Source organism: Geobacillus subterraneus, from assembly GCF_001618685.1.
Lineage (GTDB): Bacteria > Bacillota > Bacilli > Bacillales > Anoxybacillaceae > Geobacillus > Geobacillus subterraneus.
The window spans coordinates 2,371,427-2,386,257 of sequence record NZ_CP014342.1 but is presented as its reverse complement, the minus strand read 5'-3'; the positions used below and the strand labels follow the sequence as shown (position 1 = coordinate 2,386,257).

General features: G+C 54.9%; 15 protein-coding genes and 2 riboswitches. Of the genes, 7 read left to right on the top strand and 8 right to left on the bottom strand.

Going from position 1 to position 14,831, the window contains the following annotated elements; genetic code table 11:
- Positions 1 to 52: 52 nt before the first annotated feature.
- The 6 genes from GS3922_RS11695 to GS3922_RS11670 all read right to left on the bottom strand — a co-directional run bounded on the left by GS3922_RS11695 (position 53) and on the right by GS3922_RS11670 (position 7,196).
- Positions 53 to 1,066: an ABC transporter permease gene (locus GS3922_RS11695; RefSeq protein WP_020959080.1), complete on the bottom strand. Its 1,014-nt coding sequence runs from the start codon at positions 1,064 to 1,066 to the stop codon at positions 53 to 55.
- Positions 1,008 to 2,558 carry a sugar ABC transporter ATP-binding protein gene (locus tag GS3922_RS11690; RefSeq protein WP_063166509.1) on the bottom strand — a complete coding sequence of 517 codons (1,551 nt, stop codon included), beginning with the start codon at positions 2,556 to 2,558 and terminating at the stop codon, positions 1,008 to 1,010. The genes GS3922_RS11695 and GS3922_RS11690 overlap by 59 nt, the downstream gene beginning before the upstream one ends.
- Complete coding sequence (locus tag GS3922_RS11685) at positions 2,555 to 3,718, bottom strand: sugar ABC transporter substrate-binding protein (protein ID WP_063166508.1); 1,164 nt, start codon at positions 3,716 to 3,718, stop codon at positions 2,555 to 2,557. Before GS3922_RS11685 ends, GS3922_RS11690 begins: the two co-directional genes overlap by 4 nt.
- Positions 3,705 to 4,772, bottom strand: coding sequence for an S-methyl-5-thioribose-1-phosphate isomerase (gene mtnA / locus GS3922_RS11680; RefSeq protein ID WP_020959083.1), 1,068 nt, complete (start codon positions 4,770 to 4,772; stop codon positions 3,705 to 3,707). Before mtnA ends, GS3922_RS11685 begins: the two co-directional genes overlap by 14 nt.
- 70 nt (positions 4,773 to 4,842) lie before the next feature.
- Positions 4,843 to 6,033 carry an S-methyl-5-thioribose kinase gene (gene mtnK, locus GS3922_RS11675; RefSeq protein ID WP_063166507.1) on the bottom strand — a complete coding sequence of 397 codons (1,191 nt, stop codon included), beginning with the start codon at positions 6,031 to 6,033 and terminating at the stop codon, positions 4,843 to 4,845.
- 85 nt (positions 6,034 to 6,118) lie between these two features.
- Positions 6,119 to 6,287, bottom strand: a riboswitch (SAM riboswitch).
- Positions 6,288 to 6,380: 93 nt separating this feature from the next.
- Positions 6,381 to 7,196, bottom strand: coding sequence for a carbon-nitrogen family hydrolase (locus tag GS3922_RS11670; protein ID WP_063166506.1), 816 nt, complete (start codon positions 7,194 to 7,196; stop codon positions 6,381 to 6,383).
- Between the two features lie 116 nt (positions 7,197 to 7,312).
- Between GS3922_RS11670 and GS3922_RS11665 the strand changes: the two genes are divergently transcribed.
- From GS3922_RS11665 to GS3922_RS11645, 5 genes are all read left to right on the top strand, one after another.
- Complete coding sequence (locus GS3922_RS11665) at positions 7,313 to 8,488, top strand: pyridoxal phosphate-dependent aminotransferase (RefSeq protein ID WP_063166505.1); 1,176 nt, start codon at positions 7,313 to 7,315, stop codon at positions 8,486 to 8,488.
- Positions 8,489 to 8,585: 97 nt separating this feature from the next.
- Positions 8,586 to 8,693: riboswitch (SAM riboswitch) on the top strand.
- A 67-nt stretch (positions 8,694 to 8,760) separates the two neighbouring features.
- Complete coding sequence (gene mtnW, locus GS3922_RS11660) at positions 8,761 to 10,002, top strand: 2,3-diketo-5-methylthiopentyl-1-phosphate enolase (RefSeq protein WP_063166504.1); 1,242 nt, start codon at positions 8,761 to 8,763, stop codon at positions 10,000 to 10,002.
- On the top strand, positions 9,999 to 10,661 hold the full coding sequence (mtnX, locus tag GS3922_RS11655; protein ID WP_063166503.1) for a 2-hydroxy-3-keto-5-methylthiopentenyl-1-phosphate phosphatase: 663 nt from the start codon (positions 9,999 to 10,001) through the stop codon (positions 10,659 to 10,661). Before mtnW ends, mtnX begins: the two co-directional genes overlap by 4 nt.
- On the top strand, positions 10,658 to 11,293 hold the full coding sequence (locus tag GS3922_RS11650; protein WP_020959089.1) for a methylthioribulose 1-phosphate dehydratase: 636 nt from the start codon (positions 10,658 to 10,660) through the stop codon (positions 11,291 to 11,293). The genes mtnX and GS3922_RS11650 overlap by 4 nt, the downstream gene beginning before the upstream one ends.
- Before the next feature lie 30 nt (positions 11,294 to 11,323).
- Positions 11,324 to 11,866, top strand: a complete 543-nt coding sequence (locus GS3922_RS11645) for a 1,2-dihydroxy-3-keto-5-methylthiopentene dioxygenase (RefSeq protein WP_020959090.1) — start codon at positions 11,324 to 11,326, stop codon at positions 11,864 to 11,866.
- Positions 11,867 to 12,145: 279 nt separating this feature from the next.
- Here the strand turns inward: GS3922_RS11645 and GS3922_RS11640 are convergent, their stop codons facing one another.
- Complete coding sequence (locus tag GS3922_RS11640; protein ID WP_063166502.1) at positions 12,146 to 12,877, bottom strand: ZIP family metal transporter; 732 nt, start codon at positions 12,875 to 12,877, stop codon at positions 12,146 to 12,148.
- Between the two features lie 214 nt (positions 12,878 to 13,091).
- Here GS3922_RS11640 and GS3922_RS11635 point away from each other — a divergent pair, with 214 nt between their 5' ends.
- Positions 13,092 to 13,553: a MarR family winged helix-turn-helix transcriptional regulator gene (locus GS3922_RS11635; protein WP_063166501.1), complete on the top strand. Its 462-nt coding sequence runs from the start codon at positions 13,092 to 13,094 to the stop codon at positions 13,551 to 13,553.
- Positions 13,554 to 13,634: 81 nt separating this feature from the next.
- Positions 13,635 to 14,204, top strand: coding sequence for a phosphate propanoyltransferase (locus GS3922_RS11630; protein WP_063166500.1), 570 nt, complete (start codon positions 13,635 to 13,637; stop codon positions 14,202 to 14,204).
- Between the two features lie 61 nt (positions 14,205 to 14,265).
- Here the strand turns inward: GS3922_RS11630 and GS3922_RS11625 are convergent, their stop codons facing one another.
- A complete protein-coding gene (locus GS3922_RS11625; protein ID WP_020959094.1) occupies positions 14,266 to 14,817 on the bottom strand; it encodes a short-chain dehydrogenase in 552 nt (183 codons plus the stop codon).
- Between the last annotated feature and the right edge of the window lie 14 nt (positions 14,818 to 14,831).

The following is a 14,831-nucleotide window of genomic DNA, read 5'->3' as shown; positions in this document are numbered from 1 at the left end:
TGGAAAAAAACGCCGCCCCCGGGGCTCGAGTCCACAGGGGCGGGATCGGGCGTTATTTTTTTTGCCAATGTGACAGGGCGAGGGCGCCGACTAAAATGGCGCCTTTTATAATGTCCTGGGCGTAGTACGGGACGTTTGCCATCGTCAAGCCGTTTAACAACACACCTATCAAAATCGAGCCGAACAACGTGCCGATGACGTTCGGCTTGCCGGCGCCAAAGACGGAAAAACCGATGTAGGCGGCGGCGACGCCGTCCATCAAAAATGAGGCCCCAGCTGATACTTGCCCGGTGCCAATGCGCGAAGCGAGGACGATGCCGCCTAGGGCGGCGAAAAAGCCGCTGATGATGTACGCATACGTCCGGTAACGGTTCACCGGAATCCCCGACAGCCTTGCCGCTTCCCGGTTTTCCCCCGTCAAATAAAAGAGGCGTCCCGGTTTGGTGTATGTCAAAAACAAGTGGGCAGCAATGACGACGAACAGCATCAGCAAAACGGAAAACGGTACGCCGAACAGCTCTCCTTGGCCGATAAATAAAAAGGAAGGAATGAATTTGCCCGGCGCCGTGCCGCCGTCTGGCAGCGGCATATCGTTGTAAATCGAAAATCCTTTCGTATAGGTGAGTTGTACGCCGTTGATGGCATACATCGTCGCTAAGGTGGCGAGCAAATCAGGCAATTTGAATTTGACGATCAAGAGCGAATTGAGCAGTCCGACGGCGACGCCGAGCAACAGCGGCACGAGCAAGGTGACGAAAATTTCTTGACGGTGCAAGACAAGCGCCGCCGCACTGGCGATCGTCGCAAGGCTTACCGTTGAGCCGACCGATAAATCGAAGCCGTCAACGATCAGCGAAAACGTAATGCCGATCGCCACGAGCGTCACGATCGAAATCGAGCGCAAAATGTCGCTGAAGTTTTCATACGTGAAAAACCGGTCTTGTGTGATGCCAAAATAGGCGATCACGGCCAGAATGGCGAGCAATGTCCCATGTTTATACAAAAACTCAAGAATAGACGGCGCCGTTTTTTTCGACGGCGTCGCGGAAACGGCCGGCTGATTCATCGATTTCACCTCCACTGCAATAATAAACAAGCTGCTCGTACGTGAGTTCAGCGGCCGGCAGGCGGGCGAGCAGCCGACCGTCGACCATAATATAGATGGTGTCGCAAACCTCGAGCAGCTCATGACATTCGCTTGAAAAGTACAGCACGGTTTTCCCTTCATCAGCGAGGGTGCGGATGATGGAAAAGACGTCTTGTTTCGCGTGAACATCGATTCCTTTCGTCGGTTCATCGAACAAAAAGACGTGTGCGTTCGTGTTCAGCCATTTGCCGATCACGACTTTTTGCTGGTTGCCGCCGCTTAAGTGGCGGACAGCCGTGGCGCTTGACGGCGGATGGATGGCGAGCGAGCGAACGAGGGTATCGGCGGCCTCCGCTTCTTGTGCCCGCTTGATCCATTGCCAGCGCGCCAGGCGGGAAAGAAGGCGCACGGTGATGTTCGTCCGCACCGATTCGGGCAAAAACAGCCCTTGCTTGCGCCGTTCTTCGGGAATAAGGGAAAGTCCGGCTTCGATGGCTTCATAAGGTGACGAGAACACATAGCGCCGGCCATCGATTTCCCATTCGCCCGCCGTCTTTCGATGGGCGATGAGGCTTTCAGCAAGCTCCGTCTTGCCGGCGCCGACCAAGCCGGCGATGCCGACAATTTCCCCGCGATGGGCGTATAGGTCGATGGTCGTGCCGGTTTTGTCAATCGTGATTCCGCGGGCGGCAAAGGCGATGTCGCTTCCGTACGTGCGCGCCTGTTTGGCAGAGGTTCTTCGCTTCGTCCCGGTCATATGAAGGATGATGTCTTCAAGCGACAGGCTGCCGGCCGCGCCGTGATAGACGACGCGGCCGTCGCGCAAAATCGTCAGCCGGTCAGCGATTTCTTGCACTTCTTTCAGCTTATGAGAAATATAAATAAAGCCGACGCCTTGCTGTTTCAGCTCATGAATGATGGCAAACAGCCGCTTCGTTTCTGCCTCGCTCAGCGCGGCGGTCGGTTCGTCCAAAATGATGTAGCGCGCGTTTGACGACAACACTTTTGCCAGCACGATGAGCTGTTTTTCATGGAGCGAACAGTCGCGCACGAGCTTCGTCGGCGGGATGGAAAGGCCGACGCGGCGAAGCAGAGCGGCGGCCCGCTCTTTTTCTTGGCGCAGCGAGCGGATCGGCCGGTTTTTCACATCAGCGAGCTCGTCAGCCGCCAGGTTTTCGTAAACGGGCAGGCCGGGAAACAGCGCTGTGTCCACTTCTTGCACGACAAGGCCAATGCCGGCCTGCTTGGCCTCACGCGGCGATGAAAACGCGCATGGAGTGCCGTCGATCGTGATCGTGCCGGCGTCGGGCGGAACGGCGCCGGCCAACATGTTCATCAGCGTGCTTTTGCCGGCGCCGTTCATGCCTAAAAGGGCGTGGACTTCGCCCGGACGGACGTCGAAGTCCACGCCGTCAAGCACGCGCACGGCGCCAAACGATTTTTCCATGCCCCGCATTGACAACCCGTTCATTTTTTGTTCACCTGAGCTTCCAGCGTTTTCATCCACGGCGAGATGGCGACGTTCGATTGCCCCCAGCCCGGGATGTATTGCGAGAGATCGCTCATCGATACTTGTTTGTCCGGCAGGTCAGACCGTTTCACTAAATGCGGCTCGAGCGAGTAAATGTTCGGCGTTTTTTCACCAGCAATTTTTTGATAGGCGAAGCGAACTTGAACGCGGCCGACTTCCGCCGGATCCGTCGCCGTCGTCGCCACCCACGGACTGTTCGGTTTTTGGATCATTTGCAAGTCTTCGTCGCTTAAATCGATGCCGTACACTTTAATTTCCGTGCGCCCGGCTTGTTCGATGGCGCGCGTCGCCCCTTTGGCGAACTCGTCCCATGTGGCGAAGACGGCATCGATGTCGCCTTTATTCGGATATTTTTTCAAAATGGCCTCCATTTGCGTTTGCGTGTCCAGCGCGGTGTTGGCGCTCGCTGTGCCGAACTTGGCGACTTCTTTTATGTTCGGGTAGCGCTTTTTAAATGCGTCGTAAATGACATGACGTCGCTCCATCGGTGTGAAGCCGCCGACCCAAATCGTGACGATTTCACCTTCGCCGTTTAAGTCTTCCGCAAGTGTCTTTAACGTTTTCCAAGCGAGGCTATAGTCGTCTTGGTCGATGACGGTGACGCCGGGAATGTTCAAATCGTTGTCAAACGCCACAACCGGAATGCCTTTGGCGACGGCTTTTTTCACCGGCCCTTCGAGCGCATCGGCGCGGCCGTGGTCAAGCAAAATGGCATCGACGTTTTGCGTAATGGCCGTTTCAACATATGATGCCATCTTCGTCAAATCGTTGTCGGCGTTATACACTTGCACTTCGCCGCCGAACTTTTGCACTTGTTCTTTCACGCCGGCGATGTATTGCGAGGAGAATGTGCCGATCGACATTTGCATGATGGCGGCGATTTTCACCGGTTTTTTCAGTTGTTCCGGAATGGCCGCCTGCCCGCTGCTTGCGGCGGTGGAGCTGTTTGCCGATGAGGCGGCGCCTTGCTGGCCCGTTTGTTTCGTTTCGTTGGCCGGCTTGGCGCTCATGGCATCTTGCTCATTTGTGCAGCCGGCTAAGATGGAGAACACGGCAAAGAAAAGAAGAAAAAGGAACGATAAGGCCTTAAATTGTTTCATGGTGCTCCTCCTTTGTGAATAACGATGGCAGCGCCGTTTCGTAATGGCCGCGGACGATGCCTTTTTCAGTAATGATGGCGGTAATGAGCTCGTTTGGCGTAACATCAAACGCCGGATTGTACACGTTGACGCCTTCCGGGGCGATGCGCACGCCGGCGAGATGCGTCACTTCATCCGGGTGGCGCTCTTCAATCGGGATATCCGCCCCTGTTTTTGTCTTGATGTCGATCGTTGACAGCGGGGCAGCAACGTAAAACGGAATGCCGAACGATTGGGCGAGCAAAGCGAGGCCAAACGTGCCGATTTTGTTCGCTGTATCGCCGTTTCGCGCGATCCGGTCGGCGCCGACGATGATGGCGTTAATGTGTTTCGCCTTGATCGTTTGCGCCGCCATGTTGTCGGTAATGAGCGTCACATCGACGCCCGCCTGCATGAGCTCCCATGTGGTCAGGCGCGCTCCCTGCAACACCGGCCGCGTTTCTAGGGCGTAGACGGACAGCTCGATTCCTTTTTCTTTTGCCAAATAAAACGGGGCGAGCGCCGTTCCGTAGCGGGCGGTGGCGATCGAACCGGCGTTGCAAATCGTCATCACCCGGTCGCCCGGACGGAAAAGGGACAAGGCGTATTCGCCGATGCGGTGGCACACATCCTCATCTTCGATTTGGATGCGGATCGCTTCGTGAATGAGCATTGTTTTCGCTTCGTTGACGGAAGCGGCGCTTTTCGCGGCGGCGACGAGCCGGTCGAGCGCCCAAAACAAGTTGACGGCCGTCGGGCGGGCGCTCGCTAAGTAGTCGCGGTCTTGTTGCAAGCGGCGCTGAAATTCGTCCACTGATTCGGTTTCATAGCGCGAGGCGGCGAGCGCCAAGCCGTAGGCAGCCGTGATGCCGATCGCCGGCGCCCCGCGCACTTTCAACGTCGCGATCGCCTCATGGACGTCTTCGAGCGTATGCAAGTCCATGTATTCGGTGATCGATGGCAGTTTTTGTTGGTTTAAAATCGTGACATGCGTCTCATGCCATTCGACAGAGCGCGGGATGACAAATGAGTTCATCGTCGTCTTCCTTTCTCGGTTGGTCGATTGGCCCGGGCTGGCGTTGGACGGCCGGCCCGGGCAGAGGGTGTCATCGTTCCGTTTCGACGAACAGGCGGCGGAAGCCGTCCGTTCCCGCCAGTTCGGCACGCTCAACGATCAGGCGGCGGCCGAGACGGAGTGCGTGCCGTTTCGCGGCGAGCCGTTCGACTTTTTGGTCAATGCCGTCGAGATCCGCCACATGGGCGAGGCCGATCGTCCGGCGGATGACCTCGCAGCCGGCAAAACCGACGGCGTCAACGAACGCCTGCCGCAGCACCTCATCAAGCAGTCCGGGCGTCGCGGCGTACGTTTCGACGCTTTCGGTGCGCCAAAGCTCCGAGAATACAGACGTAAAAACGTCCCACGTCTGGTCGATATGATCAAAGAGCGGACGGCGCTCCGATTCAGGGCGGGACAACGCATTTAACAGCAAGTTGGCGAAAAATTGGCCAAGGTCAAACCCGATCGGGCCGTAAAAGGCGAATTCCGGGTCGATCACTTTTGTTTCGTCGTCGCTGGCGAAAATGCTGCCAGTGTGTAAGTCTCCGTGCAGCAGTACATCCGCTTCAGTTAAAAACTTGCGCTTCAGCTTCGCTGCTTCGAGGCGGAGGCGGTCATCTTCCCAAAGCGCTTCAACGTCTGGGCGCAATTCGTCTTCAAAGTTGTTCGTGTCATGGTCGAAAAACGGATCGGTAAAGACGAGATCTTCCGTAATTTTGCATAGCTCTGGATTGACAAAGCTTTGCGCCAACTTCTTTTTCTCTTGTTGATTCATGCCGAAATCAGACGTGTAAAACGCTGTTTTGGCGATGAATTCGCCAATATGCCGGGACAAAAGCGGATACGTTTTCCCTTCGATCAGCCCTTTGCGGGCGATTTGCAAGTGGGACAAATCTTCCATCACCGTGATGGCGAGCGATTCGTCAGAGTAGTAGACGTTTGGCACATATTGCGGCACATAGCTGGCAAACGTGCGCAGCGCGTTGCTTTCAATGACCGCGCGTTTTAATGTGAGCGGCCAGCTTTCACCGACGACTTTCGCGTACGGCAGCGCTTGTTTGATGATGATGCCTTGCTTTGTCTCTTGGTCGACGATATGAAACACTAAGTTTAAGTTGCCATCGCCGATCTCGCGGCACAGAAGCGGCGCCCCGTCGCGGAACAAGCCGAGGCGGACGGCAAGGGCGGTCGCTTTTTGTTCGGTGAGCGGTTCGTAAACAGCTGATTGGACAATCGTCATTTTCACGTTCCCCCTTTAGGTTTTGGCAAATGAAAAAGCCTCTTTCGCATACGGAAAGAGGCTTGAAGATGCATCGTCTTCGCGCCTCTTATCTTTCAGAAAGACATCGGTCTTTCTGTTGGACTTAGCACCGTGCCCTGCGGAAGCGGGTCGCTTCCGGCGCCGCCCTTGGCGTGCGCCCTATCTCACGATAGCATTACGGTCGGTTGCTGGGCTTCATTGGGCCAATTCCCTCAGCCAACTCTTGATAAGAGTACCGATCTGGCTATTGAGTTTTTGCAATTTTCACGATGTTAACAATCGTTTGGTTGCTTGATTCGAATGATACAGGTTGGGCAGGCGGATTGTCAATACGTTTTAAAAATTTTTTTTGCCGCCTCGTCGTAATCGCGCGGCCGGCGGTCGGCAAACACCGGGATGCGCGCACGGACCTCTTTAACGAGCGCCGGGTCGATGTCCGCTAGAAGAACGCCCGGCTTTTCATCGGCCTCGGCGATGATTTCGCCCCACGGGTCGATGACGAGCGAATGGCCGGCGAACACGTTGTTCGGGTCTCGTCCGGCCCGGTTGCAAGCGACGACATAGCATTGGTTTTCAATCGCCCGCGCCATCAGGAGCGTCCGCCAATGGTGAAGGCGGGGAAGCGGCCATTCGGCGACGACAAACAGCACTTCCGCTCCGGCCAACGCATGGGCGCGAATCCACTCCGGAAATCGGATGTCATAGCAAATGACCCCAGCGCACGGCAGCCCGCTAAGTGAAAATAAGCCTGGCTCGTTTCCCGGCTGCAAATACAAATGCTCATCCATCAGTTGGAACAGATGAAGTTTGCTATATTCACTGACGATTTGGCCGCTTCGGTCGGCGACAATCATCGTGTTCGTCACACCGGCAGCGGTTTTTTTGGCGACTGAGCCGGCGACGAAATGGACGCCATATGTTTGCGCCAGGCGGGAGGCGAACGCTTTCGCCCGCACGGCATCGTCATCGGCAATTTCGTCCAAGCGCGTCAAGTCATAGCCGGTCGTCCATAGTTCCGGAAGCACGACGATGTTGGCTCCTTCGTTGGCGACGGATTGCACGGCTGTTTCGGCTTGCTGTTCGTTCGTTTGCGGATCGCCAAACGCGATATCGAGTTGGAGGCAAGCGATGCGGATGGTCATTGTTTTTCACCCCAATGAAAAAAATTTGCTTTACATTTTGCTTTTTACGATATATGATTTTGCACTAGAATTTCAAGAATTTTTGAGAAGGAAGAATTTTTGAGAAGGTGTGGGCGATGACGATCGAATTTCCATTTTCCGAACTGCTTGAACAGCTGCCGAAGCAGTTTTTTGCTTCGCTTGTCGCCAAAGTGGGAGAGAAAATCAAGGCCGGGCATGATGTCATTAATTTAGGGCAAGGCAATCCGGACCAGCCGACGCCGAAGCATATCGTTGAGGCGATGCAACGGGCGGCGGCCAATCCGAAGTACCATAAATATTCGCCGTTTCAAGGCTACTCCTTTTTGAAAGAAGCCGTTGCCGCCTTTTATGCGTGCGAATACGGAGTTGAGGTTGACCCGACCCGCGAAGTCGCCATTTTGTTTGGCGGCAAGGCCGGGCTTGTCGAGCTGCCGCTTTGCCTCGTCAACCCGGGCGATGCGGTGCTCGTCCCGGATCCAGGCTATCCGGATTACTGGTCGGGAATCGCGCTCGCCCGCGCGCGGATGGAAATGATGCCGCTTGTCGCCGAGCAGCAATTTTTGCCCGATTACAGCGCCATTCCGGCGGCGGTCGCCGACCAGGCGAAACTGATGTTTTTAAACTATCCGAACAACCCGACCGGTGCGACGGCGACGAACGAGTTTTTCGCCGAGACGGTGGCGTTCGCCGCCAAGCACGGCATTGCCGTCGTGCACGACTTTGCCTATGGGGCGATCGGTTTTGACGGCAAAAAGCCGGTCAGCTTCCTCGAAGTTGACGGGGCGAAAGACGTCGGGGTTGAAATTTACACGTTTTCGAAAACGTACAATATGGCCGGCTGGCGCGTCGCGTTTGCCGTCGGCAACGAGCGGATCATTCGGGCGCTTGAGCTGCTGCAAGACCATTTGTACGTCAGCCTGTTCGGCGCCGTCCAGGAAGCGGCGGCCGCAGCGCTTCTCGGCCCGCAAGATTGCGTCAACGAGCTTGTCGCCCTGTATGAAGCGCGCCGCAATACGTTCATTTCTGCCTTGCGCGGCATCGGCTGGGAAGCACCGGCGCCGTCCGGGTCGTTTTTCGCCTGGCTCCCCGTACCGAAAGGATGGTCGTCGGCTGAGTTTGCCGATGTGCTCCTTGAGCGGGCGCATGTTGCCGTCGCTCCGGGCATCGGTTTTGGCGAGCACGGCGAAGGGTATGTGCGCGTCGGCCTGTTGACCGATGAGGCGAGGCTCTGTGAAGCAGCCGAACGGATCGGACGCCTCGGACTGTTTTGAAAAAAATGATTGACAACGGCGGCAAAGGCTGTCATAATTCAAAGTAAATTTGCCATACTCGCCAAAATTGTTTGACAAGTGTATAGTTACGCAAGCATTCTTATCAAGAGCAGGCGGAGGGACGAGCCCAATGAAGCCCGGCAACCGGCTTGGTACATTCAAGCACGGTGCTAATTCTTGCAGCGGAAACGCTGAGAGATAAGAAGAGCGCCATAAACGAATGACGCCTCTTCTTATGAAGAGGCTTTTTTCTTTGGAAAGAGGGATGAATGATGAGTGCAGTGATTGCAACGTATTTGCTTCATGACGAGAAAGACATTCGTAAAAAGGCGGAAGGAATCGCGCTCGGCTTGACGGTCGGCACATGGACCGACTTGCCGGCGTTGGAGCAGGAGCAGCTTCGCAAACATAAAGGGGAAGTCGTCGCTATGGAAGAGCTTGGCGAAAGCGAGCGGACGAACGCGTATTTCGGCAAGCGGCTGAAGCGGGCGATCGTCAAAATCGCCTATCCGACGGTCAACTTCAGCGCTGATTTGCCGGCGCTCTTGGTGACGACGTTCGGCAAGCTGTCGCTTGATGGGGAAGTGCGGCTGCTTGACCTTGAGTTTCCGGACGAGTGGAAGCGGCAATTCCCGGGGCCGCGCTTTGGCATCAGCGGCATTCGCGAAAAAGTTGGGGTGCATGACCGCCCGCTGTTGATGAGCATTTTTAAAGGCATCATTGGCCGCGATTTGGCGTATTTGACGTCCGAATTGAAAAAACAGGCGCTTGGCGGCGTCGACTTAGTGAAAGATGACGAAATTTTGTTTGACAGCGAGCAGCTGCCGTTGGAAAAGCGGATTACGGAAGGAAAGGCCGCGCTTCGGGAAGTGTATGAACAAACGGGCAAACGGACGCTGTATGCCGTCAACTTGACCGGCAAAACGTTTGAGCTGAAAGAGAAAGCGAAACGGGCCGCCGAGCTTGGCGCCGACGTGCTGTTGTTTAACGTGTTCGCCTACGGGCTTGATGTGTTGCAAGAGCTGCGCGCGGATGAGAACATCACCGTGCCGATCATGGCTCATCCGGCGTTTAGCGGCGCCATCACGCCGTCTGAGTTTTACGGGGTCGCCCCGTCGCTGTTGCTCGGCAAGCTGTTGCGGCTCGCAGGAGCTGATTTCGTCCTGTTCCCGTCGCCGTACGGCAGCGTCGCTCTTGAGCGCGAGCAGGCGCTTGGCATCGCCCGGGCGCTCACCGATGAACAAGAGCCGTTTGCGCGGGCGTTTCCGGTGCCATCGGCCGGCATTCATCCGGGGCTCGTGCCGCTTCTTGTCCGCGATTTCGGCCTTGACAGCATCGTCAACGCCGGCGGGGGCATTCATGGCCATCCGGACGGGGCGATCGGCGGCGGGCAGGCGTTTCGCGCTGCCATCGACGCGGCTCTTGCCGGCCGTCTGCTCCGCGAAGCGGCGACAGAAAACGAAGCGCTGCAAAAAGCGATCGACCGCTGGGGCGCTGTTGAGGTGGAAGCATGACAAGACAGCTTGTTCTCTTTTGTGATTTTGACGGCACGATTACGGAAAACGACAACATTATCGCTATTATGAAACAGTTTGCCCCGCCGGAGTGGGAGGCGCTCAAAGACGACATTCTCGCCGAGCGCATCTCGGTTCAAGAAGGGGTCGGAAACATGTTTTCCCTCCTTCCGTCTTCGCTAAAGGGCGAGATCGTCGATTTCCTGCGGCGCACCGCCCGTTTGCGCGAAGGGTTTCGCGAATTCGCCGCTTGGACGAAAGAGCAGGGCATTCCGCTCTATGTGGTGAGCGGCGGGATCGACTTTTTTGTCTACCCGCTGCTTGACGGGATCATCGAACGAGAGCGCATTTTTTGCAACGGCTCCGATTTCAGCGGCGAGACGATCCGCATCACATGGCCCTACGCGTGCGACGGCGAGTGCCAAAACGGCTGCGGCTGCTGCAAGCCGTCGCTTCTTCGGAAGCTGGCCCACCCGAACGGGTATCATGTCGTCATCGGCGATTCGATTACCGATTTAGCGGCGGCAAAACAAGCGGATTACGTGCTGGCGCGCGATTTTCTGCTCAAAAAATGCCAAGCGCTCGATTTGCCCCATGCGCCGTTTGCGACGTTTTTTGATGTGATGGATCATTTGCAGCAGATGGAGGTGACGGCATGAGCATCGTCGTGCAAAAATGGAACGAGCTCGCCGAGGTGAAGGCCGAGCTTGCCGCCCGTGACTGGTTTTTCGCGACAAGCGGCAATTTATCGATCAAAGTGACAAACGATCCGCTCACCTTTCTTGTCACGGCCAGCGGCAAAGACAAACGGAAGCAGACAGACGAAGATTTTCTGCTCGTTGACGCCGCTGGCCGACCAGCGGAGCAAACACATGTAAAGCCGTCAGCGGAGACGCTGTTGCATACAAAAATTTATGGGCAGACGAACGCTGGCTGCGTGTTGCACGTCCATACGGTCGACAACAACATCATTTCCGACGTGTACGCCCAAAACGGGGAAGCGGTTTTTTCCGGCCAGGAAATCATTAAAGCGTTCGGTATTTGGGAAGAAAATGCCGAGGTGCGCATTCCGATCATTGACAATGACGCCGACATCCCGACGTTGGCCGCCGAATTTGCGAAACATGTCGACGGCGATACGGGCGCGGTATTGATCCATAACCATGGCATTACCGTCTGGGGCCGCGATGCATTTGAAGCGAAAAAACATTTGGAAGCGTGGGAGTTTTTGTTCAGCTGGCAGGTGAAGCGGCTGCTTCTGCAACGGGCCGCCGTGCCGCTAGCTGACTAATTGATACACTGTTAAAGGGGGATTTTGACGATGGCAGTCATCAAAGTGAAAAAAACGGGTCAAGTAATCGAAGGTGAAGACAATGTCCGCGCCTTTTTAAACAGCCAAGGCGTCTTGTACGAGCATTGGGACATTACGAAACTGCCGGAACATTTGCGTGACAAGTATGTGTTAAGCGATGAAGAGAAAGCGGAAATTTTGACGACATTTAAAGACGAGATCGAAGACTTGGCAGCGCGCCGCGGCTACAAAACGTGGGACATCGTCGCTTTGTCTGAGGCGACGCCAAACTTGGAAGAGCTGCTGAAAAAATTTGAACAAGTGCACGTCCATACGGAAGATGAAGTGCGCGCCATTACGGCCGGCCACGGCATTTTCATCATCAAAGGCGACAAAGAAACCGGTTATTTTGATGTCGAGCTGGAAGCGGGCGATGTCATTTCCGTGCCGGAAGGGAATCCGCACTACTTCACATTGATGGATGACCGGCAAGTTGTGGCTGTCCGTCTGTTTATCGATCCGTCCGGCTGGGTTGCCCATCCGTACGAAGAAAAGGAGGAAGTCAGCCACTAATGAACATACCCCGTTGCCTGTGCGGCAGCGGGGTTTTTGGTGAACTACCCGCCACCTACGCTTCGCTTGGAGGTGGGGGCTTCAAGCGACTTGTGCGTGTTCGCCGAACGGTAAGCCACACACAAGAACCCTTTACGCTTTCCTTCGCTCCGAAGGCGTCCGTTCTAACAATAGATTACCACATCAGTTGGCGATCGCCAACCGACATTCATCTCCCACCTACCATCGGGCTTTGCCCTGCACATTCCTTGAGGTGGGAGACTTCTGTCGGACATTACGTTAAAACGATTCCGTTAGAAAAATCATAAACAAAATACCAATAATAAACGCATATGTCGATGTCCATTCATTTCCGTCGCCATGGCTTTCGGGAATAAGCTCTTTGTAAATAATAAACAGCATGGCTCCGGCGGCAAACGCCAATCCGTACGGGACTAAACCACGGAAGAGGGAAGTTAAATAAAAACCGAGCAGCGATGTGACGATTTCGACCGCCCCCGTTAATGTGGCAATCAGAAAGGCTTTGAAGCGGCTGATGTGCTGATTGACTAAAAACAAGGCGACTAAAAATCCTTCCGGCGCATTTTGCAAGCCGATGGCCAACGCGATCAAATTGCCAGTCGTCTCGGCATCGGATGCATAGCTGACTCCCACCGATAATCCTTCAGGAAGGTTGTGCAACGTAATGGCAGCGATGATGAGCATCGCTTTTTCATCAAATTGCAAGCCGCTTTTTGTATGTTCCAAGTCAATATGGGGGACGGTCATTTCAAGCAACGTCAAAATAAGTACGCCAGCGGAAAGCCCTACTGTTAACGTGCTGAAGCCCCCTGATTTTAACGATTCCGGAATGAGACTCATCATCGAAGCCGCCATCATAATGCCGGCGGAAAAGGCCAGCAGTACGTCACGCCACTGGTGGGTGAGCGATTTGGCCATAAACAAAATCAGCACGGCGCCAAGCCCGGTGGATAAGGCGGAAAGCACACTGCCGGCTAACACTTGGTTCATTCGATCCCTCCTCATCTTCCTTTACTTTTTCATATGCGCCAATAATAAAAATGTGACAATCGCCCAAGCGCCGCCATATAATAAATTATCATAACGAAATGAACAAACGGTGGCGAGCAAAATGCATAGGCAGCCGGCAAAAACGGTTGCCTGTCTGTTCGCCGTTTCGGTATAATGCAAGTAGGAAACGGTCAATTGTAAAGGGTTGGATGCCATGGAACAGAAAGAGCAGGCGCTTGAGCAATCATTGAAACTGTTTATCGTACTGTCACGGGCATATCGGTCCGTCAGCGACCAAGTAAACAAATCGATCCACTCGTTCGGGGTGAATCCGACGGAGTTTGCGGTGTTAGAACTGCTATACCATAAAGGCGACCAGCCGCTCCAGCAAATCGGCGAAAAAATTTTGCTCGCCAGCGGCAGCATCACTTACGTTGTCGACAAACTGGAAAACAAAGGGTTGATCGTCCGCCGGGCCTGTGAACGGGATCGGCGCGTCACGTATGCATCGATTACGGAAGAAGGCCGGCGGTTCATTGAGCACGTCTTTCCGGAACATGCAGAAAAAATTCATGAAACGGTATCAGCGCTTACGGCGGAGGAAAAAGAGCAAGCGATCGCCTTGCTGAAAAAATTAGGATACGGAGCGAAAAACGCCCAGCCAAACAGAGACTGACCATTCGTCGGTCTCTTTAATTTTTGCCGAAAATGGACACGTTATTTAAAGAAAACAACATTAGAAAAAGGAGAGATCGTCATGATGATTCCGGTTGGGGTATCGAATCGCCATATTCATTTATCGAAAGAACATATGGCGGCGCTGTTCGGGGAAGGCGCCGAGTTGACAGTGCTCAAGCCGCTGTCCCAGCCCGGCCAGTTTGCCGCTAAGGAAACAGTAACGGTGGAAGGATCGAAAGGGAAAATCGAAAATGTCCGCGTCCTTGGCCCGGTCCGTTCGCTCACCCAGCTTGAAATCTCGAAAACGGACAGCTTCAAGCTCGGTGTTGTGCCGCCTGTCCGCTTATCTGGCGATATTGAAGGAACGCCGGGCATTACGATTCACGGGCCGAACGGGACGGTGACGGTGGACAAGGGGGTCATCATTGCCAAGCGCCACATTCATATGACGCCGAAAGATGCGGAAACGTTTGGCGTCCGCGACAAGCAAGTCGTGAAAGTGAAAACGCAAGGGGAGCGCGCCCTCATTTTTGACGAAGTGATCGTCCGCGTCAGCGAAGACTTTGCGTTAGATATGCACATTGACACCGATGAAGCGAACGCGGCCGGTTTAAAAACGGGCGATTATGTGGAGTTGCTCCCGTCGTGAAATCATCCGCAGCAATGGGAGACAAGGCGCCCTCTCGTTCGTCCCGAGCGGGCGCCTCCCGTTAACGCGGGCGCTTCTTCTCTGATTGATCTAGGGTGCCGACCAGATGAAACGGCGCATCACGCCGAATGGCATCAATGACGCCGCCGCTGATTTCTTGATGGGTGAGCCAGCGCGAACCGTATTCTTCTACGACAAAACCGAGCTGAACTTGCCGATAAAGGCAAGCGACAGGCAAACAGAGTTCCGATTTCGCCTCGGCTGGATCGGCGCGGCTGCCGAGCACGTGAAACAACCGCCAAGGGCCGGGATGTCCGCTATTTTTTTTGATGACAGTGGACAGCGCCTGGTTTCCGTCTGTATGCACCCACGCAATGATTAGAGCAAACGTTCCGTTTTTTTGGACGGCCCGGGAAATTAGGGAACAAAGCGCTTCTTGATCGCGATAGTCAACAAGAAGCGGATTGATGGATGCCATTTGTCCAGCGCGGTCGATGAGCTGCTTCATCCGTCCGTAGCGGCGGGCGATGACGGACACATCATATCCTTCCCGCACAAGCCAAAGCGACACATCAGCCAACATGCCTGTCCCGCCGATGACAAGGGCGTGCATGGCGCGTCTCCTTT